The organism is Pseudomonas sp. No.21 (assembly GCF_054558415.1).
The window spans coordinates 138385-160154 of record NZ_BAAJNO010000004.1 but is presented as its reverse complement, the minus strand read 5'-3'; the positions used below and the strand labels follow the sequence as shown (position 1 = coordinate 160154).

General features: G+C 52.3%; 17 protein-coding genes. 7 read left to right on the top strand and 10 right to left on the bottom strand.

The window, feature by feature from the left end; genetic code table 11:
• Positions 1-140: 140 nt before the first annotated feature.
• Positions 141-2840: a UvrD-helicase domain-containing protein gene (locus tag ACYJSS_RS09180; protein WP_459479685.1), complete on the top strand. Its 2700-nt coding sequence runs from the start codon at positions 141-143 to the stop codon at positions 2838-2840.
• A 263-nt stretch (positions 2841-3103) separates the two neighbouring features.
• Here ACYJSS_RS09180 and ACYJSS_RS09175 read toward each other — a convergent pair whose 3' ends face one another.
• From ACYJSS_RS09175 to ACYJSS_RS09150, 6 genes are all read right to left on the bottom strand, one after another.
• Positions 3104-4063: a hypothetical protein gene (locus ACYJSS_RS09175; RefSeq protein ID WP_271658425.1), complete on the bottom strand. Its 960-nt coding sequence runs from the start codon at positions 4061-4063 to the stop codon at positions 3104-3106.
• Positions 4064-4487: 424 nt separating this feature from the next.
• Positions 4488-5576, bottom strand: coding sequence for a coiled-coil domain-containing protein (locus tag ACYJSS_RS09170; protein WP_271658424.1), 1089 nt, complete (start codon positions 5574-5576; stop codon positions 4488-4490).
• 9 nt (positions 5577-5585) lie between these two features.
• Positions 5586-7175 carry a YhgE/Pip domain-containing protein gene (locus tag ACYJSS_RS09165; protein WP_271658423.1) on the bottom strand — a complete coding sequence of 530 codons (1590 nt, stop codon included), beginning with the start codon at positions 7173-7175 and terminating at the stop codon, positions 5586-5588.
• A 3-nt stretch (positions 7176-7178) separates the two neighbouring features.
• Complete coding sequence (locus ACYJSS_RS09160) at positions 7179-8006, bottom strand: hypothetical protein (RefSeq protein WP_271658422.1); 828 nt, start codon at positions 8004-8006, stop codon at positions 7179-7181.
• Between the two features lie 11 nt (positions 8007-8017).
• Positions 8018-9448, bottom strand: coding sequence for a hypothetical protein (locus ACYJSS_RS09155; protein ID WP_271658421.1), 1431 nt, complete (start codon positions 9446-9448; stop codon positions 8018-8020).
• Between the two features lie 37 nt (positions 9449-9485).
• Positions 9486-10157, bottom strand: a complete 672-nt coding sequence (locus ACYJSS_RS09150; protein WP_187806449.1) for a thermonuclease family protein — start codon at positions 10155-10157, stop codon at positions 9486-9488.
• A 937-nt stretch (positions 10158-11094) separates the two neighbouring features.
• Here ACYJSS_RS09150 and ACYJSS_RS09145 point away from each other — a divergent pair.
• From ACYJSS_RS09145 to ACYJSS_RS09135, 3 genes are all read left to right on the top strand, one after another.
• Entirely contained in the window at positions 11095-12687 is a 1593-nt protein-coding gene (locus ACYJSS_RS09145; protein WP_271658420.1) for an SGNH/GDSL hydrolase family protein, read from the top strand.
• 214 nt (positions 12688-12901) lie between these two features.
• Positions 12902-13219, top strand: coding sequence for a helix-turn-helix domain-containing protein (locus tag ACYJSS_RS09140; RefSeq protein ID WP_061904596.1), 318 nt, complete (start codon positions 12902-12904; stop codon positions 13217-13219).
• On the top strand, positions 13212-14474 hold the full coding sequence (locus ACYJSS_RS09135) for a type II toxin-antitoxin system HipA family toxin (protein WP_271658419.1): 1263 nt from the start codon (positions 13212-13214) through the stop codon (positions 14472-14474). The genes ACYJSS_RS09140 and ACYJSS_RS09135 overlap by 8 nt, the downstream gene beginning before the upstream one ends.
• Positions 14475-14587: 113 nt before the next feature.
• Here ACYJSS_RS09135 and ACYJSS_RS09130 read toward each other — a convergent pair whose 3' ends face one another.
• Positions 14588-16225 (bottom strand): YfjI family protein, encoded by a 1638-nt coding sequence (locus ACYJSS_RS09130; RefSeq protein ID WP_271658418.1) that lies wholly within the window; start codon positions 16223-16225, stop codon positions 14588-14590.
• 641 nt (positions 16226-16866) lie between these two features.
• On the opposite strand from ACYJSS_RS09130, the gene ACYJSS_RS09125 reads away from it, so the two are divergent.
• The 3 genes from ACYJSS_RS09125 (at position 16867) to ACYJSS_RS09115 (ending at position 18888) form a co-directional block, all read left to right on the top strand.
• Positions 16867-17544: an inovirus Gp2 family protein gene (locus ACYJSS_RS09125; RefSeq protein WP_271658417.1), complete on the top strand. Its 678-nt coding sequence runs from the start codon at positions 16867-16869 to the stop codon at positions 17542-17544.
• 35 nt (positions 17545-17579) lie between these two features.
• On the top strand, positions 17580-17807 hold the full coding sequence (locus ACYJSS_RS09120; RefSeq protein ID WP_271658416.1) for a helix-turn-helix transcriptional regulator: 228 nt from the start codon (positions 17580-17582) through the stop codon (positions 17805-17807).
• 733 nt (positions 17808-18540) lie between these two features.
• Positions 18541-18888 carry a helix-turn-helix domain-containing protein gene (locus ACYJSS_RS09115; protein WP_271658415.1) on the top strand — a complete coding sequence of 116 codons (348 nt, stop codon included), beginning with the start codon at positions 18541-18543 and terminating at the stop codon, positions 18886-18888.
• A gap of 323 nt (positions 18889-19211) precedes the next feature.
• Here ACYJSS_RS09115 and radC read toward each other — a convergent pair whose 3' ends face one another.
• The 3 genes from radC to ACYJSS_RS09100 all read right to left on the bottom strand — a co-directional run bounded on the left by radC (position 19212) and on the right by ACYJSS_RS09100 (position 21714).
• Entirely contained in the window at positions 19212-19709 is a 498-nt protein-coding gene (radC, locus tag ACYJSS_RS09110; RefSeq protein WP_271658414.1) for a RadC family protein, read from the bottom strand.
• The gene (locus ACYJSS_RS09105) at positions 19681-20625 is read right to left on the bottom strand and encodes a recombination directionality factor (protein ID WP_271658413.1); all 945 of its coding nucleotides are present in this window, start codon (positions 20623-20625) and stop codon (positions 19681-19683) included. Before ACYJSS_RS09105 ends, radC begins: the two co-directional genes overlap by 29 nt.
• 90 nt (positions 20626-20715) lie before the next feature.
• Positions 20716-21714, bottom strand: a complete 999-nt coding sequence (locus tag ACYJSS_RS09100) for a YqaJ viral recombinase family nuclease (RefSeq protein WP_271658412.1) — start codon at positions 21712-21714, stop codon at positions 20716-20718.
• Positions 21715-21770: the final 56 nt, after the last annotated feature.

Genomic DNA, 21770 nt, shown 5'->3' with positions numbered 1-21770 from the left:
TTATTCACGTGAAGTCTGCTTTCGGCGATTCTGTTGAAAAATTCGATGTGCGACAGCGCTGCTTGTTCGCAGCCTTAAAAGCGTCCATATCGAGCGTTTCCACGTGAAATTTAGAGCATCGATTTAGGAAGTAGGAAGCTTTGAGTTCGTTTGAGCGCAACGGAAAACCCACGGGAGCGAGCAGCACCCCCGTAAGGGAGCATCGTCATCCTGTAGCAAAAGCAACTGAGTGGCTTTTAGGAGTCGTTGGATTTGAGCAGGTTTCCGCATTACTAAGGGGTTACTCGCTCGGATATGACGCGGGTCTCAGGGAGGCTCGACTGCGCGCCAAAATCGAGGTTGCCCAAAAAACTAACGCTGCCAGTGCTGCGCCATCAAGTACTCTCTTTAGCGATACTCGCCTTGAGATCACTGCTCAGATGGAAGCCTTAATCAAGGCCGATGTTGCATCGCGCATACCAAAGGAGGAGCAGCCATCTGAAGATCAGTGGAAGCTTATCCTGTCTCGTACTCCCACTACCTCCGTGATCGCAGGTGCCGGTAGTGGTAAGTCGACAACTATGGTGCTTCGCCTAGTCGTTCTCAGGCACTACCTTGGGATTCAGTTTTCGAGCATTACCGTGGTGACTTTCACAAGGGAGTCGAAACGTGATTTTGCCGAGAAGCTTCGCAAGGTTTTCTTGCTTTGGGGCCATGATGTTTCGGTGAAGCAGTCGGAACGGATCGTTCGAACGTTTCACTCTCGAATACTTTCATTCGCCCGATGCCTTCCTGGGCTGACAGGTGTCCAGCCTTTCGAGTTTTTGAAAGACCGGGTAGAGACAGACAACAAACACCAAGAGCTGGCTGTTGAGGAGTTATCCGCGTCTGAGTCACACGAGGCTGGGGTGCCGGTAATTAGAGATAATTGGGGGGGCGAGGATGATCTTGATGAGGATCTCGAAGAGCCAGACACGCCTGTTATTCAGCTAAAACTGAATCTGCGGCAGATCGGTTTGCTACGCCAAGTTTACTCGGATCTTTACAGGGAAAATTCAGTTTTCAAGAAGTTGATCCTAAACCTGTACATTCGTAGCATTTCCCTCCGCCCCTTAGACTCCACGGCCCTCGAGGTGGCTGCACAACTGGCCAAATCAGGTCGTCAGGCATACTTTGATGATGCACTGTGCGTCAAGATGGCCGAGCTTTGGAGCGCTGCTGGGAAATGGCCGATAGATGGGATTGATCCCGCCGGGAAGTTAATCCAGCTAGGCGGCCAGAAGCTTCGAGCTGACGGATACATTGAGGCCTTGGACGCCTACGTCTTGCTCGGGTTAGATGAGAGTGAGCCGAAAGACCTCGCGATCGAAAATCGCAAATCTTGGCTACAGCAGGATCTGGCCAAAAAGCAGCTGCTCTTCCAAGTCCACTCCACGCGGCCAGTTCTCTTACTGAACAGCTACCACGAAGCAAGTAAGTCGATTGAAGAGCTCAAAGGCTCTATGACCTCCTGCCCTGTATTCGATTACAAAGTGAAGGGGGAGTTATCCGCTAGCCACATACTTGAAGCCTTTTACTCTGCGGCTTCGTTCATTGAGAACCTTGGGCTGGATGTTGAGCATGCCGTTAAAAATATGCAGCTCCCCCAACGAGATCTGGACAAAATTTTCTTCGAGGCCCTTGGGATCTTTTGGCGTCGCTTCAATCAGCAGCTGAAGGATACGAGCCCGCCGATTATGACATTCAATACCATGTTCGCTCTGTTCAACGAGCAGAATCAGGATAGCTTTCAGTATGTGCCTGACGGTGTCCTACGGCCCATGACAACCCTTCTGATCGACGAGTTTCAAGACGTCGGTGCGAACACTATGTCATGGGTAAAAGCGACCTTCGCTGAAATTGGCCGGCGAGAACTGCAACCTGAGACGCGTGGGGTTCCATCACCCCCATCCCTGATTGCGGTTGGAGACGATTGGCAAAGCATCTACGGTTGGAGGGGGAGCTCTCCAGAGTTCTTTGTCGACTTCGACAAACATTTCACGGCGCTGAATTCAACTCGCGTCATCATGAATGAGAACTACCGCTCCCACCAATGGATCATCGATGCTGCTGAATCGCTGGTCGCCAAAACCGCTCTTTTCGAGAATAAAAGCGGAATCGCAGCTAACGAAAAAGTCACTCGGCATCGCGAGCCCGTCTGCGTCTTCCCCTTCGATCCTGAGGATTGGAAAGGGAATGTCAAAGGAACGCAAAACTCATCGGGTCGCGGATGTGCTATCGCTCAGGGTAACGATCTGAATAAGCACCAGATAGAGGCAGGTGGCTTGATCGAGGGGCCGCAACAGTCGGCAAATGGCACGGTGCTGAGCTGTCCTCCTGTAACACCTGAGGTCCTAGCTGACTTGGTGCGAAAGCATTATGAGCAGGGAGATAGCATTCTGATCCTTTATAGAACCAGGAAATATCGGAAAGCTCTGCAGGCCGCTACCGCTGATTTGATTGCGCGGTCAAAGGAAGAGGATCGTGAGAAAGACCTGATGTTCCTGACGTATCACGCCTCAAAGGGACTGCAGGCCAAAGCCGTTTTCTTGCTGGGCGACTGCGAGACCAAAACGAGTTCACCTTACAAGAATGACATTTTGCGGCAGGCGCGCATGGGGGCACAGGGAGATGCTCGACCTTATGATTCGGCTCAGGACGAAGAGGCACTGCGCACGGCATACGTCGCTGTCACACGTGCCATCACGTACTGCTATTGGTTCGTCGAGGTAAGCGGCAAGGGGGGGGAGGGACGGGTAAAAGCGAGCAAGCTGATTGATGCAGCAAGGGAGTATTGGCGGGTCTATCGCGCAGATAATTGAGGCTTCACCTGAATTGCCCCAGATTTCCTAGAGATCTTGAGTCGTCAAATAGCAGTTGCTGATTGCTGCTGCGTCAAATAGGCACTCCCAGACGTGGTCGGTCGCACAGATGGTGGTTAAAGGCCCTCGTGCGGTTTTCTACTGTGATGGCGAAAGGTTGTGGACTGCAAATTGGAGAGCTTCTACGTCTCAAGCAGGCTGAGCTAATCTCGGTGCTCTTCAGATGCCAATGAAAAGGGCCTGCAACGCTGGCCCTTCTGTAATTACCGGGTTATTGCCTTTCTTTTTCCGGCGACAACCTCTGTTATGACTAACTCTGCATCTGCAAATTCCTGCCTAATCGGGGATCCATCATTTGGGATATAGAGTTTCCGGTGGGTATCAAGTGCCGCCTGCAGTTCGAAGGGACATTGGGGTAGAGTTGCAGCATGGAGCTTGAAAGCCATGATTGGATCAAGTTGAATGCTGATAGTCGATTTGTCCGCCTTGTTGATATAGCGCTCGATCATCCAGCCGAATTTTCGATTTGTTGTTGAGTTGACCGGGGCAAGCATTACCCATGCATCAGGTAGCTCAGTCAGTGATTTGCGGTTAACCACATGATCAGCGTCAACTACGCGATCTAGAAGATCAAGCTTTAAACGGTCATTAACCGCAAGGGTTGGGCACTGAGATGCTTTAAGAAAGTCGTTTTTCAATGACTCGAAGCCGCTAATCAATTGCGATCTTCTCGCGTCGGAGACGTACTTTCGAATTATTTTTTCTTTAAGTGCCTTGATGATGCCGTCGCAATACTCTGCTGCATATCCGTGGTTTCTCTGGGCAGTTTTGGCTGTTTTATCAATACGCGTCCTGTCAAGCTCAGCTAGGAATGCCAGCCGGTAGTTGTTCGAACTGGCCCTTACCCAAATGAAAACTTGGCCATAGTAGATCTGAGGGGAGCTGTTGCTGCCAACTAGCCGTAGTGCTTCGTCTCTAGAAATCCCGGCGCCGACATTCTGGACGTCGAAATGGTTGTTCGCTGCCCAGCCTAGAAGCTGGGTCTGGGATGAAAAAGCGACCGGCAGAGTTTTGAAGGAGGCTGTCTCGGCAACAATTGTCCGAATCTGCGATTGAAATTGCAGATAGAAATAGCTGAGGCTAGAGAATCTGCGATTGTTGTTGGTGATAGCGTCGTGCTCAGCAAACTCGATGAGCGTTTGAATGTTTGCGAATTTAGTCACGTGCGACCTTTTGGGTTGGCTATGAGCAAACTATACAATCGGGAAAGTGCGGATGCAAATGCTGCCCAGTACATGCTTATAACTTCGGAGGTGTTATTTGTAGTTTATGGAAAATATAGAAGATCTATATGTGCCCCATAATTTACATCACCGCAACTTCCAATGCGGCTATTTAAAGGGGTCAGAGGCCGGGTGAGGCTAGCTTGATGAGATTGGAGGAGGCAGAGTACGACCTCTAATTTACTGATGCCGTGCCCTAAATCCTCATCTTGTGTGTTTTTGTGTTCGGCATGCATGCGGGGGGCTCCAGAAATATTCCCCCCTAGGGCCATGTCTAATCTGCACTCAGCCAAATTAACAAAGGTCAGCGCTTAACGGCCCGACATCAGCACCTTTCGTTAGGCATTAAGGTCATGACATCTGGTCAGCGACGCACTTCTACTTTGTAAAAATAATCTTCAATAGAAAGCCGTCTACGATCAGATGTAACCGCATCTGGAATCAGATTTTTAATGCGTACATAGTGACGACAGTTTAATTTTCGACTCAAATCAGAAATGGGTTTGACTGCATCTAGGAATCTTGGGTAATCAGATGAGGCTGCCGCCATCACCGACTGGATATTGGGTAACGCATGAGCATCAGCCTCCCGAGTATCTGGCCAGGCCCGTGCTACATTCAACTCGTGCTCATGAAGCTCGACACTAAAAAGATACTGTATCTTTCCCTGCTCATCTGCCCAGCAAGGTGGGTAATCTAGCCCACCTTTGGCTTCGAGCTTGTTCTTCAAGAACTGAATTTGGCCTTTCAAGTCAGTGTTTTCTTTCCGAACCATAACGGGATCAGCCCCTTCCTTTTTAAGAACAGCGACTTCTCGATACTCTTTGATAAGGCTTTCAAGTTTCTGCCCAGGGGAGTCACCTGCTAAGGCTGCAAGCAACGGGTCATTAGTAAAGGTTTGATCGATTTTTGCCTTGTCAGCAAGCTGCTGCTTTGCAGCCTTGGCAATGTAGTCTGGATCCTCAGATAGAGCTTTTTCATCTGTCTTTTCGAGCTTTTCTTGGAGCTGCTCTTTGATCGTCTTGGTCAGGGCCAGTGCTTGCTCAATCCGCTGCTGAACCAAAGCCCCATCACCTTGCCCCTTAGCTGCCTCATCAATAGCTTTCTGTAATTCACTCAGCGCGGTGATCTTAGCCTCTTGGTCAACCAGTTGCTTTTTTAATCTGATGATCTCGTTTTGACTTCGCACAGAGTCTACTAGGTTTTTAATCACTTCTTGGGGGTTATCGATATTTTTGCTAACCAGCTTATCCTCAAGAAATTGCTCGGCTTTCTTTAGGTCAGCCTGCTTTTGCTCTATTCCTACATATGATCTTAGTCGCTCTAAAAGTCGTTGGTTTTCTTGATGTCCCCAAGCAACCATAGAGCCTAGTAGAAACATCAGAATAAAGACCAAAATAAAAGCAATTTCAGTCAATGATAGTTGAAAAATCTGGTCGTTTTTATCGGCCATATTTCATACTCAATTTGCCGATAAAGGAGTAGAAGGTTCGCTGAGCGGAGTCACAGTCTGTGAGGCGGCTGCAATAGAGTTCTCTACAACAGCATCGAGGGCAGAGTATTTGTCTCCGCTCGGAATAAGATGCTGAAGATTTGCATTAAGTACCCGTATTTGCTCATTTAACTCAGCAACCCCCTGAAGCTGATATGCGGTTGACGCACCGTGATCTAGCTGAGTTTTATTTAGCTCAAGCAACTGCACCATTAAGCTACCAAGTGACGCAACCGACGCGGTGGTAGACCTAGAGTCATGCACTGATTGCTGTGTCATTTTCTCAATCGAGACAATAGCGGGTGTAAGCTTTTCCATTGAGTCTTTGACGGTTCCAGCCATTTCACTAGCAACCTGTGTCATACCCAGCCATGCCTTATGGAAATCCTTGGCAACTTCACGATTTTCGCCGATCTGATCAACCAATTTGCTCATCACGCCATTGGTGTCCGCAATTAGATCCGCGTGCTCGTGCAACTTACCAAGCATAGACTCCTGCTGCGCCGAAAACCCCTTCAGCATTTCTTCTTGATAGGCTTGAAGTTGATCGATTACTGCCTGCTGTTGGCGCTTAATGGCAAACAGCAACTCTTGCTGCTCCGCCGACAACGCTTGAGCCGTCGACAACACCTCACTCAGAGACTCGGCTTTGGTATTAATTTTATCCACAGTTGTGGAAACGCTCTTTGCTGCGCTTTTAACGTGCTCAGAGACTAGTTTCACGCTATTGCTAGCATCTGCCGTAGTCCCATTCAGCTGCGCAATTGGTGCCTCCAAACGGCTAGAAAAAATATCTGGCGGGAACTCAACAGCCGTTAGGCGCTCTATCAGCGTCGTGATAAAGCTTTGCAGGGTTTTATCAATTCCTTCGCTGGTTTCGGATGCCCGCTCTTGGTACTGCTCCAAGATACGGTTTAGTCCCATTGATGCAGTTCGCACATCCTGAATCAAACCCAGAATTGTGGTTTTGTTATGTTCTGTCATTGCACTGAAGAACGTCTCGATCTCTTGGCGATGGGCCTCTGACATCGAGTCAATCTGCTCCTTCACTCCAGCGACGGCTATTCGTGACGCTTCGACTGCTTCGCTACGAAAAACTACTAGCTGGTCAAACGAGCGAGAAAACTCATCCGTCAAACGCCGGGAAGCTGTAAGTACGCTATCTTCAACATTTTTTAAGGCGTCCTCTGCGTTTTGACGGAAACTCACGAGTACCACGCGAACAATCACACCAAGACAAGTGCTAATCATTGCTGCGCCAAATCGAGCAGCTACGTCCCCCAAGCCTGATCCAATGTTGTGCAAATCAAAAAGCGAGGCAATGATCGAAGCAATAGTAAAAATAAAGCCAAGATAGTAGCAGGAGTCTGCAAACTTCTCGTCGGAGACACTGTCGTCGCGCTTATAAATACCAAGCCCAATATAAAGCACCATTACCAGCAAGGGCAAAATCAAACCGCAAATATATGGGCTGCCAAGAGCAACACTAAGAGCCGCCAGGGCAGTTTTAATGCTGACTGCTGTTATAAATAATTTTTTGATGTCGAGTTTGACGGTCATAATCTAGCCCTCCATCGTGTTAACGCCGGTTAAGCGTGCGCCAGCACCCTCAAAATAAAGTTCCCAAAAATTCAACTGTTTCATTGTCTGTAACTTCGGGTATTTCATTAAGTAATGGATTTCCACTTTTACCCCAGATAGATCCGTCTTGCTGCGCTCGCCATAAGGCGTTTTAGAGAAGTCGTTATAATCTGGAATGCCCTTGAACATCGAGTATTCAGGCGTATTCGGTAGCATGTCCGAGAAAATAATCAGTTTGCGGGGGCCTCGTACGTTTTGCGTTCTAAAACCATTTATCGAGGCGAGCTGGATCATCTCAAATATGGGTGAGTATTGCGCCGGAGTATCTGACAGCAGGGAGTCTTCTAGTTTTTCAATGGGCGCTTTAAAGGACTCGTGATAACGTAGATCAATCCGTTTCAGGTTTGCAGTCATCTCTGACTTACCTGCGCTGGTGCCTGGGTTGCAGCGCTCGAAGAGCGGCTTGGCATTGTTCTCGAAGCTTTCGCCCAACGAAAACACCGACAACAAATATCCTTCGGGAACAACCTCGTCACTGAGTGCTCGCAGCGCCTGACTGAACGCTTCACGCTGAATGAAGGAGTAGGGGTCGGTGTTATCAACTAGTACCACCACATGCCCGAGAGGGCCCTCCGCCGGACACAGCGTAACTCTATCCGGGCCCTTGGGCTGGTTGTAGAGGTAATACCCCCCTATACCTAGAGCCGCCAAGATAACCCCGGCCGCCCCTACAATCTTTATCCAGTCACCCGCATTACTACTTTTCTTGGTGTATTTGTTCTTGGCGGTATACCGAGATTTATGTGCCATATCCCCGACTCCTACAGCTGCTGATGGATAGCTTTGAGCTGGTCAAAGCGGCTCTCATGGGCAGATTGGATAGACCCCCGTACTTGCTCCACGTCAGCCAACAGCCCATTCAGAAGGGACTCTTGCTCTCTGTGCTTGGCCAGCTCAGTCGAGGTGTCAAAGATTGGGAGCTCTATTTTTTGTAGCGCTGGCGGGCTATCGAAATACCTAGGGCGAGGCACTCCGTTTCGATGCATTTTATTTTCATCGCGGAAAGCATCGATCAGCGCCTGCAGCATGTTTTCGGCTTTGCTGAGGTTCAATTTCAGTCGATGCCCGCACGAGGCTTTGTCTTCCACTAGCTTGCCGAAATCCAGCACACAAACCTTGGCACGCTCAACATCATGCTCCAGAGACTCCAGCAACATTTCCTTAAGGCCGGAAATTTCCCCGCGCACTTGATCAACTAGAGCGTGGTATGCATTGATCGCCTCATGCGTCTTGCGGTGTCGGCGACCATATCCGGGGTAGGGATCGTCCAACTTGTAGCCATCGACCAGCCCTACCAGCGCAAAAAAAATGCTGATACAGAACAACAGCCAGGATGAGATCTCTGTTAGCCCAAATGGAGCTGCTTGCAGAGTTTGCAGGGATAGCGCTGCAGCATTGATATTTTCATCTACAGCTTGGCCCATAGCCTCTCGGTAATGCGCGATGGCAAGTGCCGAAACTGTCATGAACGCAATCACAAATAGCCAGCCGAGGTAGCCAATCAGGCGACGTCCTAGATGATGGTGATTGACGTTGGGAAGCCACAAACGGCCTAAGAATGCCGGTACTGTAAAGTTAATAGTCGCCAAGATTAGGGCCTGAAAAAAACCACCGACTAAGCCACTATCTAATCCTTGGGCGAAGAAGAAGGCGTTCACAAAGCCTTCAATCGCAATGAGTGCTAGACCGACCAAAATCAGGCTGGCTTTAGCGAGTCCCTGTGGATAATGGGCCTCACGACTCAGTTTATTTTCCTTACAGAATGTATCCAGATCATCCTGCTGGCGCGCTGCCGCATTACGGCGTCGGCCTAGCTCTACCTCGGCGTCAGAAATCTCCTTATTGGCAAGGCGTTCGTATTCGTCAGCATATTGTTTGGCGCGATTCACGTACTGGGTGATATCAAACGAGTTGAGTCGCTCGTGGATGCTGTTAATCCGGGTCAATGCCCACTTGCTATAGTTAGCGCGAACTGCCTCAAGCCGTTGAATGATCTTCCTCTCGGGGAAAGACAACGCGGTCGCATCGGCCTCAGGCAACCCCGCTCGACCAAGCTTTCTGGCTTCTATCTCTACATCCAGCTCCTTTTTAAGGTCTTCAAAGACCAACGGAACAAGGTCGGGATGGTCGTCCGCATCCGTCGACGGATGCGAGGCAAACAACCACGAGAACAGTTTTCCAATTGCCTTCATTACAGAATTCCTAAGCGCGCTTCAGCGCGACGCATTGTTATCGGCAGAGACTTTCACAGGGCACACCATCGCCGTCCCGGTCTAGGGAGGTGACGCCGCACTGCTGCAGATGAAACAGGGCATCCGCGCAATTGTTCATTTGCCCGCATAGTCGTTTGCTACAACCGCCGCCTGCGGCTGTAGCCGGAGTCAATGCAGACTGCTGTTTCCGCGCGGTAAATTCCGAATTGAGACTCCGCCCCAATTTGCGCCACTCCCAGGGCGCAATGATCTGCGCCTGTGGCAATCCCCAGACTCCGCGCTTAGTCGCTTGAGCCTCCTGCTCTACGCGGGGTAAAGAGTGGTCTTGGTTGTATTGGGGGTAAACCCAGGCGGCGCCACGCGCAACCATTTCACGGTTGACGTTCACGCCAGAGACACTGACCACGCCAATGGTGCGTCCATATCGGTCAGTACCCTGCGATTCGACCTTGACCTGCTTGGCGAAGATAAGGGCACTCAAGACCTGTTTCGATTTGGCCCCGTAGGGCTGATCCTTTTCTGGGGTATCGATATTGGCAAGGCGAATCTTGTGCTGACTTTTGTACACGTCTAGGCAGGTGAACGTATCGCCATCACTTAGCGCGACCACACGGCAGGTGTGCACTTCTGCGTGCAACACAGGGGCGGTGCTTAACAACGCCGCTGCCAGCCATGCCCTCAAGCTCATCCCTGACCCCTCTGACTGCCTTGAGCAGAACGAACGTCCTAGTTTGGTGAACCTAAATAGTAACGCGGACTGTGAACTAATTCATATTAGATGGAGGCGATCTGCCAGCTCCATCAGTCGCCGCTACGCGGAATAGGACGCTCTGTTCAACTCACCCGCTTCTGCCTCTAGATCGGTACCGCATGGCCTAGAGCAGTCACCGGCCTGCGGCCCGGCGCTATACCAGATCCTTGGTGACTGACTGCTTGAAGAGTTTGGGACATGAAAAGAGCGGTCGAGTAGGAGGCACTGTAGGCATCGGTCGAGACTGGAGCAGTATGAGAATTTCGCGTATTGCGCGAAGGAGGAGCCTGGCGCCTAGAACTGCGCGTTAGGGGGAAAATGGCTGCCCGTACGCTCACGGCACGAGTCGGTGAGACTCTGGCACTCGCTGATGGCAGTAGGCGGTTTTGCAATGGCGTGGGGGCAAGATGCTTATGCAAGGCTATGAATCCCATGCTGATACCGCCACTCCCCCTGCCGACAGCAGAATTAGCCTCGGTAGGTCACTGGTTCGACGTGCCAGAGGGCAGCGCACTCGAGTGCTTGGCTATAGGAGGCGAGCAGCAGCGGGTCTACGTAGTGACCATCGAACCACCCGTAGAATACGAATGAATTATGATCACTGGCCATGCTGGTGAAGCATCAAGATGCACAACTACCAGCCCATGTAATCTCTGCTTTGGCCGAAAGCAGACGCTGGTGATAGGTAGCTATCGGCCAAGAGGTGGACACTCGATCCGCTTTACCTTGAAGTACCCAGACTCGCCAGTGCGAGAGAGCATAAGACTTGAATGAGCTTGCGCGTCCCGCTGTCTGCCCTTATCGCGATTTTGATACTTAGTGAGAGGCTTTCACTTGCCTAGGATGGCGACGACTTCTCTTCAAGGAAATAGCGATGCTACCAACCACAGATCAACTGCCAACTTTAGGTTACCTCCACAAGGTCGTGTGCGACTGCCTTGGGCTTTGGAGTAGCGACAACCAAGATATAACCTTTCAAGTAGCTGCCACAGAGAAAGACCGGCGCGCTGCACTGCGGCAAGCTTTCGACGCAATCAAGAAGGAGGATGGCAAGTATGGATCTCTCAGCGACCTGGTGGCTGTGACTGCTCAGCTTGCCCCAAGTGATGAGCAGAAGGTCAAGAAAAGCCGGACGATTCAAGCCTATGTCAACCATCTCTCCAAAACCGACTTTGAATCCCTCGACGAATATGTAGAGTTACGCCAATACATTGAGTCCCTGATCACTGAGCGCTACTCCCGTTGGGGCGTATCTGAATTGGCTGTTGGCTTTTACGTGTCGGCGCTTTCGCACTACAGGGAGTTTGTCAGGGAGCACGCTTGCAACGCGGAGAGCCAGACATACAGCTATCAGTTCTTTCTCAGCAATGATCTTCGCTCGCTGACGGCGACACTAGTCGGCGCGTTGTTGCCGGATGATGCCTGGCCAACTGCCGAGAGGGATGAGCAATGGCCACTGAGAGGCTTTGCCGATGCTGCTTGCCGAATCACCGGCGTTTCGCTGCATAAGCTTCATCAGTACCACGAGTTCCGGAAAGAGGGGCCGCTCGATGAGCGGGCCTGGAGTCGTGAGTTCACCTCCCAGCCGATCAATACTCAGTCCAAGCAGGTGGTAGACCGACTTCGTAAGCCTAGTCGTATGAAGTGGGAAACTTTCTATCCGACTCTTCGACCACTGGTTCATCACCTGCCGCAGCACATCCACGAAGAGGCATTCGCGATTCACGCCTTTTCGGCCATGATCGCTCATAACCTCAACGCCCATATCGCGGATTGCGGGCCATTCGAGCCACAGGGGCGCTTGATGTGTGACCAAGCTGAGCTAGGCCACTCAATACCCAGCAGTGACTTGCTTGATCTTTTGTTTAACGACTATCCCATTGGCCAGCAGGTCTATGCCCAGCAGGCGCCCAACCGCTATCAATCCCTGCTCAACCGAATTAGGGCCTTACCGGGCTCACTAAACCTTGTGGCAGAGGTTCCCAATAGCCTTGAGCTAATTTACAAAAATGAACACAGGCGATTCATCGACGGGGGCCGGCATCTTACGTTCGTGAACGGTCCCGCATGGCTCAATGAGTGGGTGCGTGCCCAGGATGCGATGCAGGCAGGCGATAGCCTGCTGACCCTCAGCCACCTCACTACAGCGCTCGAAAAGGCAAAGTATGTGGCCGGGCCATTATTCATCCCGTTTTACATTCAGGTCTGTGCGTTCTGCAAATCACAATACCGGCTGCTGTCAAAGCAAAAGGATGAAGAGTTGTTCGAACGATTCTACGAAAGCTTGGGTAGCAATGCGGCGAGCTATGCAGGCCTACTGGGCTACACCCCTCGTCATGTGCGAGATCCTGAAACCTTGATACCTCAGACCATGCTGCCGCTGAGGTCAAAGTTGATCATCAGTGAAATCGATGCACTGGCAAACACTCTGGAGCCCTTGCTTGCCGGAGATAACGCCTCTACCTAGCTCGGCAGGCGATGCCGATGACTCCATTAGGGCGACGGCTTGAGTGATATCTCGAGCAGCAGGCGCTTGGTTGACAATACAAATCCAGATTTTTGAATTTTATCTGGTGTTTTTCGAGGTAAGCCTCGGTTTTCTGAGGTTGCCTCTCTACCGGGGTTCGATTTAACTCTATAATTCTAAATGTTAAATGCGATTCTATGGTTTAAGACTCAAGATGATGAATTTAGGCCTTATCAAGCCAGAAGAAGTCGTCAAGCTGCTCTGTGCGCGTCTGCGCCAAGAGCGCCTGGCTCAGCAGATGACTCAGGCCGAGGTAGCTGCCCGTGCTGGCATCGGAGTTGGCACTCTGTCCAATCTAGAGGCGGGGCGCAGCGTGGCATTCGACAGCGTGATTCGGGTGGCCATGGTATTGGGGCGTCTTAACGAGCTGGAGCAGTTGTTCATGCCGCGATTGGACAGCCTGGACGACATTCTCCGTTATGAGCAGGGCGCTCAGCGTCAGCGTGTCAAAAGGAAGTCCGACAATGCCTAAGCGAGTCGACGTCTACTACGATGGCTGGGGGGAGCATTGGCGCTGGGGTTCGCTCGTGTCCTCGACCGCGCTCACCGGGCGCCCACTGATTGCCTTTGAGTACAGCGAAGAGGCGTTGGAGCGGGGGTTAGAGTTGTCGGCCCTGCGCCTACCTTTGAAGGGGTCAAGACTGCGTAGGGACTTTCCCGATCATCAGCTGTGGTTGCCAGGGCCAGTCTATGACTCGTTGCCAGATGGTTGGGGCATGCTGCTGATGGACCGCCTGTTCAAGCGCCGTGGTCTCAATCCTGCGCATATTGGCCCCTTGGAGCGTTTGGCTTACATCGGTCCCCATGCCATGGGGGCGATGTCGTTCGAGCCTGTGGCGCCGGAGCTGTCCGCATCGCCCGAAGAGATTGCCCTTGAGAAACTGGCTGCGGAAGTCCAGGACGTGCTCAAAGGTGAGGGCGGTGAGTTCCTGCAGCAACTGCTGATGATGGGCGGCTCGCCACACGGCGCGCGGCCAAAGGCATTGCTCTATCGCGATGCAGAGCACGGCCGTTTCAGTACGGCGGCGGCACCTGGTCTGGAAGCCTGGTTGGTCAAGTTTCCTGCGGCAGGTGAGCATCCCGAGGTTTGTGCCATCGAGGCCGTTTACGCGCAGTGCCTGCGCGATTGCGCTATCGACACCCCGGATACCGAATACTTCGAGTTACCGAGTGGGCAGGCCGCTTTTGCTACTCGCAGATTCGACCGGCAAGAGGGCATGCGTGTCCCCATGCAAAGCCTCGCTGCTTTTACCGGCGCGGACTTCCGTGCCCCCGGTACGCTGGATTACACCAATTTCCTGCGGGCGACCCAGTTCTGCTGCAATGACGTACGGGAGAAGGCGATCGCTTTCGAGCGGATCGTGTTTAACGTGGTGTTTAACAATCGCGACGATCATTCCAAGAATTTTGCTTATCTCATGTCGTCGAGCGGCCAATGGAGGTTGGCTCCGGCTTACGACGTGACCTTCTGCGAAGGGCCTGGTGGATATCACCAGATGGACGTAATGGGCGAGGCGTTTCGCATCACGCGCAAGCATCTACTCAAGCTTGCAGTCGAAGAGGCGGATCTGTCAGCGAAAAGCGCTGCCGACATCATTGAGCGGATCTGCCATGTAGCCAGCGGTTTCGCGGAGAGCGCTAGGCGACAGTTCTCCAGTGGCATAACCCGGGATACCTTGCGCACGATTCAGGTGCGAATTGAAAAGAATATTGAAAGCCTCATTTAGGTATCGTCAGCAGGATCTCTCCGAAGAGATTGGAGTTTGAGGTGCCTAATTTTAAGGTTGGGTTAGAGTTTTTTGTGTAACACATAGGGCACATGTATGACCGTGCTGGGTAATTACTCGATTTTAATGTAATAAGTTGGCCGGCTCCAGCGGTCTGATCGCTCGGGCACCCATTGCACCTGCTCGCTGAAAAGTGGAAGTTCTTTAATGGTGACTGTCTTCCCATTTTCTAATTTAGGCTTATTCCCTTGGAGCAAGATTGTTTCTTTAAATTGATAAACACTTCCCTCCTTTTTGATATGTCCAAGCTTGGTTAGTAACTCGATCGCTGCCTCCAGTCGTTCGGAATTTGCCCGGCCTCTAAGGCTGCTGGGGCCAAGTTGCTTAACTTTGGTTAGTGTGAAGGAGGTTGTTGTCCCTGCTTTCAGATTATTTGGCGGCTGCTGTTGGTCTGAGGTTATGAAGGGTGATTTGTTGTTTTGATTGGTTATGTTCTTTTCTTCCTTGTAAGCCTCCTTCAGCAGGTAGTGCGCCAAATTATTTGCATCTGAAATAATTTGCGGTTCACTGGCCAGATTCTCAATAAAGTGCCCTGAGCAACGCCGCGTAAAATCCCAGCAAAACTCTAGAGTGGCTTTATCGATCTCGATATCGTTGTCTGTGCTGCGCTCAAAGGTATGTAGTATTGCAGCCAGGCGACTCGTGTTTTCCAGTAACTTGGACGCGTGATCTTTCAGGTAGTGGTACAAACCGTTTTCTTGCATCTCCTGCTCAAGCTGCCGACTGTACTGGTACCATAGGTTTGCGGCCGGCTCCGAGAACTGTATGACTTGGCGTTTAGATGAGCTGTCGGAACCCAATCGTTCACGGATGCGGGCATTGAAGGTTTTCTGGCGTGGTAGTTCTGACAGCTTTTGTTGGTCACGCTGCCCGGCCATAGGGCGGGGCTTGACGACTAAGAAGCGGGCGAGAAAACCTGTGCCGCGAGCCTCCTCTCCTCGTTTTCCTAGAAATCGACTGACCACGCTTGGTTGCGCCATTAGCGATAAGGTGAGGCGAGCATCTTGTAAAACGAAACCCTCCCTTGAAATGCGGTCGACAATCACGCTGCTGCCATCCCATAGCGTATTAAGTTTGTCGAGTTCGCCTAACGCTTTTCCACTGAAAATGCTGTTGGCTTCACTGGTTAATAGGCAGCCGCTGGGTGTGTTTTCATAAAGCATTTGCATGAGTGCTTGCGGGGTGGTGTCCTCGTAGAGAAATTTGCCTGAGCGGCTGGGTTGCGGTTCGGCTCTGACATGTTTCGCGACCTCTTCTATGGCTGCCTGTGTAGCTGCTTTGTCTTCTTGGGCTGCGCATTTACTGTACATACGTTCGAGGTGTCGCTTATGAGCCTTCCACAGTTCATGACTAACTCGGTGCTCTCCTAAGGATTCTTCGTTGGCTTTGTAAGCAGCATCATTTGCGGTGCTAATCGCTTCGAAAAAATACTTCTGTGTGGTGGTCTTGCGCTCCCCGGAGTCTGCGATGGTCAGCAGCATTAGCGAGGTCGGTACTTTATGGCCGGTGGGCATTTGTAGGTCGACAAGTCCCTGACAGGCTGTAGCCATCGCACCGAAAGCACTCATCATTGCCATCTCTCGAGAAACCTGTAGTTCTCGAGCGGCTTCTATTACCGCGGCCTCCACCAAGCTGTGCTCACGAAAAGAGGGCCAGTGGCTGTCATGGTTGGAGGTTGATTCGCTGTTCACTGATTCATTTTCAGTAGGGCACATTTCTCTAAACCTCGCTATTTTCGCTATTAATAGCGAAAATAGCATGGTTTTCAGAATTTATGCTGTGTATTTCTATACAACCTAGAGCAGCAGAGTCGAGTGATTCGCTGCGCGTCCAGGGGGATTGGAGAGAAATATCTGGAGGGCAGGGGCGTTCGGGAGCTTCCGGGTCTTGCTGCTTTCTTGGGGATGGGCATGTGCACCAAATTATTAGTGCGGTCTAGATAAAATTGGAATGTGACTTTCAGTTTGATGGGTTGATATAGAGCTATTGGGGCACTTAATTGCGGTGGGTGATTGTTGTGGGCTGGTTGTGCTGTGTTGTTGGCTAGTATAGTGTTGACTTCTTGTGTCTGTGTCTATCTCTCGTTATTTTGATGGGCTATAAAGTGATGGATGCGGCCTAGTTATTTTGAGGTAAGTTCGGAGTGGTTTTTTTGAGTGAGTGCTCATTAAACTGGCTGTTCACGCATGATTCACGTATCTGAAGAGATGTGAAATGGGTGTTTTTGTGTTGGTTAGTTAATATTATTCGTCTCAATGTTAAAGTGAATGCTTTGTTTGGTAATTGGTGACAGGTATGAGAACTCCTATGAAACACATCATAGGAGTTCCTCATGTACATACAGCCACCACAAGAGTCGCCTACTTGGCGAGGCCTGCCAGTTCAATTGTCATCGTATGAAGTCGAGTCAAGCTATCTGCAGCGTATCTACGACTTGATGACTGACTGTTTGACGATTCATCCTCGCTGGAGTGTCTTTCGTTTTGATTTGCGAGTGCCGCAAGGCAATATTTTGCCTCTTGGTGCAATAACCGATTTCTTTGAGTCGTTAAGAAGTCAGCTTGAGAGTGCGTTAGCAACTAACTTGCGCCTTGGTAAGCGAGGCTATGATCCAATGCTTCGCTATGTATGGGTTCGCGAATGGAATAATGCATGCTTCCCGCATTATCACGTTGCGTTGCTGCTTAATCGTGATGCTTACTTTAGTTTGGGGGATTATTCTCGCTTGCATTTGACTGACTGCAACTATGACGAAATGCTCTCGGGGCGAATTTGCAAGGCTTGGGGTGCTGCGTTGGATATCGACTGGAGGCAGGCTCAGGTGGGAGTTTACTTCCCGGTTCGGCCGGTTTCTGCACTGACGCGTCATGGGCCTCTATCCGACAGACAGTTCTATGGAGTTTTTCATCGACTCAGTTATTTCGCCAAGTTGCACACCAAGCGATATGGTGAAGGCGGGAGGAACTTCGGCATGAGTCAAGTCAGTCGCATTCAAGCCTCACAGGACTGAGCCATCTCATGGGACAAGCTAATGGAGTTTCGATCATGAGACTGATTCGACTGAAAGAAGTAATGCGGGTAACAGGGCTGGCACGCTCAACGGTCTACAAGTACATCGCGGAGGAATCCTTCCCGAAGCCCGTCTCCTTGGGGGAGCGGTGTGTCGGCTGGGTGGACGATGAAGTGCAGGACTGGATTATGGCCAGAATCGAAGAACGCAATGTGGCTCAGAGCACAGTAGTGAAGCCAGGTCGACTGAGTCTGGCGTGCTAGTGCCACCCCATGTGCGCCATGACCCGTTAATGATTGGTCATGGCGCTTCTACATGGCCATCATCATGGGTGTAGAGCCATACGTTGCCTCAGCCCGCTCAGATCAGGTGCAAGTCATTTAGTGTCGGCAGTTTGGCTATCTGTAGATCGCGACATGGACGTCGTTCTTGAAGAGATCCCTCCAGCATAGCTTTGAGAATATGTCGTTTGATGCAAAAAAAATCCCTCACGAGGTTGAGGGATTCCGCAGGCCGTGGCACTCGCCTCTCGTGACGCACGTTGAGTGCGCCATGAGGCTTTCGAGCGCTATTGGCTCTTTACGACGATCACATAAACAATCCAGGCCAGTATAGGGTCGATGATCATTCCAAGAATGAACCATATCCAGAATGATCTTCCGCTCCCTTTGGCGGCTAGACCGAGTACCACGGCCAAGGTGATCCAAACTATGGCTATCAGCATTTACTGCACTCCGTTTTTAAGTGATGCCGATGGTTTTGTTCATCTGCATTGATTGAGCATTTCGCCTCGGCAAATGAGGCCAACGCCCAGACCTTTTTGTGCGGTGAGAGACCTTCGGTATTGGGGCCCCATCTGCGATTAGTGGGACCAGGTGTTTCTCAGTGATCGAGCAATTTGAGGTGATTATCAACCTTTAGGGTTGAGTCTCGGTTCTTTGAGTCCTTCATGTCAACAGGTTGTGACACGACCATCTGGGGTGACTGGAGGGTGTGATGTCAAAGACCGAATCGAAGAGACTGGCTGATGTGGTGGGGCGGGCGATTGCACGGCAGCGTCTGCAATCTGGACTCAGCCAGGAGCAGGTTGCCGAGCGACTGGGGATAGGCAGTGAAGCGGTGTCGCGAATAGAGCGTGGGGTGGTGATGCCCAACATCGAGCGACTGGTTGAGCTGGCCGCTGTCTTTGGATGCGAAACCGCTGAACTACTGACAGAAGCGAGTGATCGCCCAGAAGATCAGGCGCGTCGTCTCCACGCTTTGCTTTCCTCCCTGGGCGGAGACGACAGGCAACTGGTGATGGAGGTTGTAGAGCGTTTGGTTGAAAGGTTGGCACGCAGTTGAGCTAAGGGCTGGATTGGGGCGCATCGAACAGTGCTCCGCAGCGCAAGCAAAGACACGTGTGCCCCATGAACTGATACCTCTGCATGTCCTGAATCCAGGTGTTGATACCCTCCCAGTCGGACGAGATCGCTGATATTCCGCCAGTGATCATATTCAGCGCCTGCGCCAGTGGCTGAACGTCTGCTGAGCTGGCACTGACGGCGACTCGCTGAGCTCCCTTGATGACGCTCTCCGCCATTCCGAGCACGCATGCAATGGCACTTGCAGCGTCTCGGGTCAGAACTGCCGAGGAGTTGCATATCAAGCATTCCATGGTGGTCCCCTCACAAGTAGCCAGACTCGGCTAGCGATACGCAGCCTTCTTTGCCTACCACGACATGGTCGAGCGTTCGTACGCCGACCAGGTTCAGCGCCTCCTGCAGTTTGTGTGTCAGGTTGCGGTCCGCATGGCTTGGCTCGGGATCACCTGAAGGGTGGTTGTGGACCAGGATGATCGCTGCCGCGTTGTGCGCCAGTGCCATCTTGACCACCTCTCTCGGGTAAACGCTTGCGCCGTCCAAGGTGCCTCGGAACATTTCGTGAAACGTGATCACCCGGTTCTTGCTGTCGAGCAGCAGCAGAGCAAAGACCTCGTGCTCGTAATCGGCCAGCAGTGCTTGCAGATGGATAAAAACCTCCCGTGGAGAGGTCAGTGCCCGTCCCCGACGAAGGCGTTGATTGGCGAGTTGCCGAGCCATCAGCAGGATGTCAGCTTCAGTGACAGGCGATTCAACCAGGTAGGTGCCGGTTGGCTCACTGGCCTTCAGTTTGTGCAGTTTCATGATGGTGTCCTTGGTCCTGATTAGATGTGGCGCAGAGCCGTTGAGCCTGTGATTCCAACTTCTCGCTCAAGCTGGTTTTCGTTGCGGCTTGGCAGGTGTCGGCAGGACTGCCGCTATCGGTGGGGTAGAACTCCTCGGCGATGGCGCCCGCGTCTTCCTCACTGTCTTCGAAGGCGCCATTGGCAAAGCCTCGACGTGCTGCGTCATCCAGCGCAGCCTGATCGAAGCCCGTAGCTTGTCGTTGTGCATCGAGTTCTTGGGTCGCCTGCAGCGTTTGGGTCATGTCCATGCTGTGGCGGACTGTCAGGTCAGCGTAAAAGATCGGTGTGCCGTGGCTCTGGCGAGTGGACTTGCCACGCAGGCGCAGTTCCAGCGGCAGGCAGGCCAGGCGATTGCCCGAGATGGCCTGGAAGTAATGCAGCCGAGCGGCGAGGGTGCGGATGCTGTTGAAGCCGGTGGTACGGAAGACGAAGCTGCCCAGCGGATCCTCGTCCCCAATCACCACGTTGAGTCGGCCATAGGGCTTGCACGCTCCGCCCTTGGCCAAGGAGCAGGCATCTGGTGAAGGGCAGGGCAGAGACTGCATGCCGTCCTGCGTGACGCGCTTGCAGGTCTCGCCATTACCAACGCACAGCGGTCGCCCGGACTGCCGATCGAACAGGGTGTAGTCGGCGCGGAAGTTCAGCTCTGGCTCGTTGAACAACAGGCGTATGGGGATGCTGCGCAGCTTGTCTCCATCGCTTTGGCGCAGCTCATCATTCAGTGGGTGCAGGAGCCAGCCATCCTTGCCCTGCACCTGAGAGGTGATGGTGAACTGATCATCCTTTTCCGGCAGACGCTTGCCGTTCTTCTCGATGACCTTGCCGATGGAAATCCGCCCGAGTACCGGCGGGGTGATAGCCAGACCTTTGAGCATGGTGGTTCTCCTGGAAATAAAAAAGGCCAGCCACGCAGTGCGAACTGCATGGACTGGCCAAGGGGGAAGGGCGTGAGAGGGTGAAGGGAGTCAACCGACGAGAAAGCGCCGTGCTCCGGTTTTCAACAGCGGGTACTTGGCCTGCAGGTATGGCTTGTCCTTGAGCAGTTGGGCGACATCGAGCCCTACGCTGTCCTTGGCCTTGCGCCAACTGACATAGCCATTGGAGAACTCCGCCCGGCTGGCGTCGCCCATGGCCTGCTGCAGCATCTGCTTGAGTTCGGCCTCGCGCTTTTCCTTATCAGCAATCGACTGCCGAACGGCTTTCAACTCGATATAGGCCGCGGTCAGGCCAGCATGCTGGCTGAGGTCGACGGTCTGCCCGCTGTCCTCTGGGTAGAGGCAGCGCAGGGCGGCTTCAGCGGAGGCCGTACCATCGGCTGGCGGTGGCGTGTCGCTTTCCACGTAATGCCAGAACTGGCGCTCCAACTCGATCAGGCGAGCGATCATCTGCTCGTCCCGCTCGATGCGATGGATCTCCAGCGTCTGGCCACCCAGCAGCACCGCCACATCAGCAGCTTGCTTGCCAGTAACGGCGAGTTGGTGCATCACCTGGAGCTGTACATACTCCGGCACACCCTCTTTCCAGAGGCGTGCGCCATTTATGCCGGCGGTCTTGCATTCGAGGATCTGCACATCGTCAGCGCCGATCACTTCGCGGTCGATGTTGGCCAGCATCCAGGGCAACTCGGAGTGCTGCAATACGGCATTGATCCGCCGTACCTTGTGCTTCGTGCGCTTGCTGTAGTGCCAGGCCACGATGGGCTCCAGGACGTTGCCCCAGTACATCGGGCTCTCCTTATCCTGAGGGTCGGCCTTGGGCATGCCAGCATCGCGCCCGGTCTTTTCCAGCCACAGCTCTAGCTGCGACTTGTACGGATTCAGGCCGACTGCCGCGGCAGCATCGGAGCTTCCGATACCTTGCTTGCGAATTGCCAGCCAGTCCTCGCGAGGTAGCTCCTTGGTGCTCACTAGACGCAGGGCAGGGCGGGTCTTGCGGGTGTTGCCGTTCAATGAAGTGGCTTTCATGTGCATACCTCAGAGACATAAAAAAGCCCGGTCAGCGCGAAGCTGACCGGGCGTGG

What these genes read in the sequence shown, in the direction of transcription:
- ACYJSS_RS09115 (WP_271658415.1), top strand. Translation starts at nt 18,541, where the DNA reads ATGTCAAAGACCGAATCGAAGAGACTGGCTGATGTGGTGGGGCGGGCG.
- ACYJSS_RS09140 (WP_061904596.1), top strand. Translation starts at nt 12,902, where the DNA reads ATGATGAATTTAGGCCTTATCAAGCCAGAAGAAGTCGTCAAGCTGCTC.
- ACYJSS_RS09150 (WP_187806449.1), bottom strand. Translation starts at nt 10,157, where the DNA reads ATGAGCTTGAGGGCATGGCTGGCAGCGGCGTTGTTAAGCACCGCCCCT.
- radC (WP_271658414.1), bottom strand. Translation starts at nt 19,709, where the DNA reads ATGAAACTGCACAAACTGAAGGCCAGTGAGCCAACCGGCACCTACCTG.
- ACYJSS_RS09105 (WP_271658413.1), bottom strand. Translation starts at nt 20,625, where the DNA reads ATGCTCAAAGGTCTGGCTATCACCCCGCCGGTACTCGGGCGGATTTCC.
- ACYJSS_RS09145 (WP_271658420.1), top strand. Translation starts at nt 11,095, where the DNA reads ATGCTACCAACCACAGATCAACTGCCAACTTTAGGTTACCTCCACAAG.
- ACYJSS_RS09135 (WP_271658419.1), top strand. Translation starts at nt 13,212, where the DNA reads ATGCCTAAGCGAGTCGACGTCTACTACGATGGCTGGGGGGAGCATTGG.
- ACYJSS_RS09160 (WP_271658422.1), bottom strand. Translation starts at nt 8,006, where the DNA reads ATGGCACATAAATCTCGGTATACCGCCAAGAACAAATACACCAAGAAA.
- ACYJSS_RS09165 (WP_271658423.1), bottom strand. Translation starts at nt 7,175, where the DNA reads ATGACCGTCAAACTCGACATCAAAAAATTATTTATAACAGCAGTCAGC.
- ACYJSS_RS09125 (WP_271658417.1), top strand. Translation starts at nt 16,867, where the DNA reads ATGTACATACAGCCACCACAAGAGTCGCCTACTTGGCGAGGCCTGCCA.
- ACYJSS_RS09170 (WP_271658424.1), bottom strand. Translation starts at nt 5,576, where the DNA reads ATGGCCGATAAAAACGACCAGATTTTTCAACTATCATTGACTGAAATT.
- ACYJSS_RS09155 (WP_271658421.1), bottom strand. Translation starts at nt 9,448, where the DNA reads ATGAAGGCAATTGGAAAACTGTTCTCGTGGTTGTTTGCCTCGCATCCG.
- ACYJSS_RS09120 (WP_271658416.1), top strand. Translation starts at nt 17,580, where the DNA reads ATGAGACTGATTCGACTGAAAGAAGTAATGCGGGTAACAGGGCTGGCA.
- ACYJSS_RS09100 (WP_271658412.1), bottom strand. Translation starts at nt 21,714, where the DNA reads ATGAAAGCCACTTCATTGAACGGCAACACCCGCAAGACCCGCCCTGCC.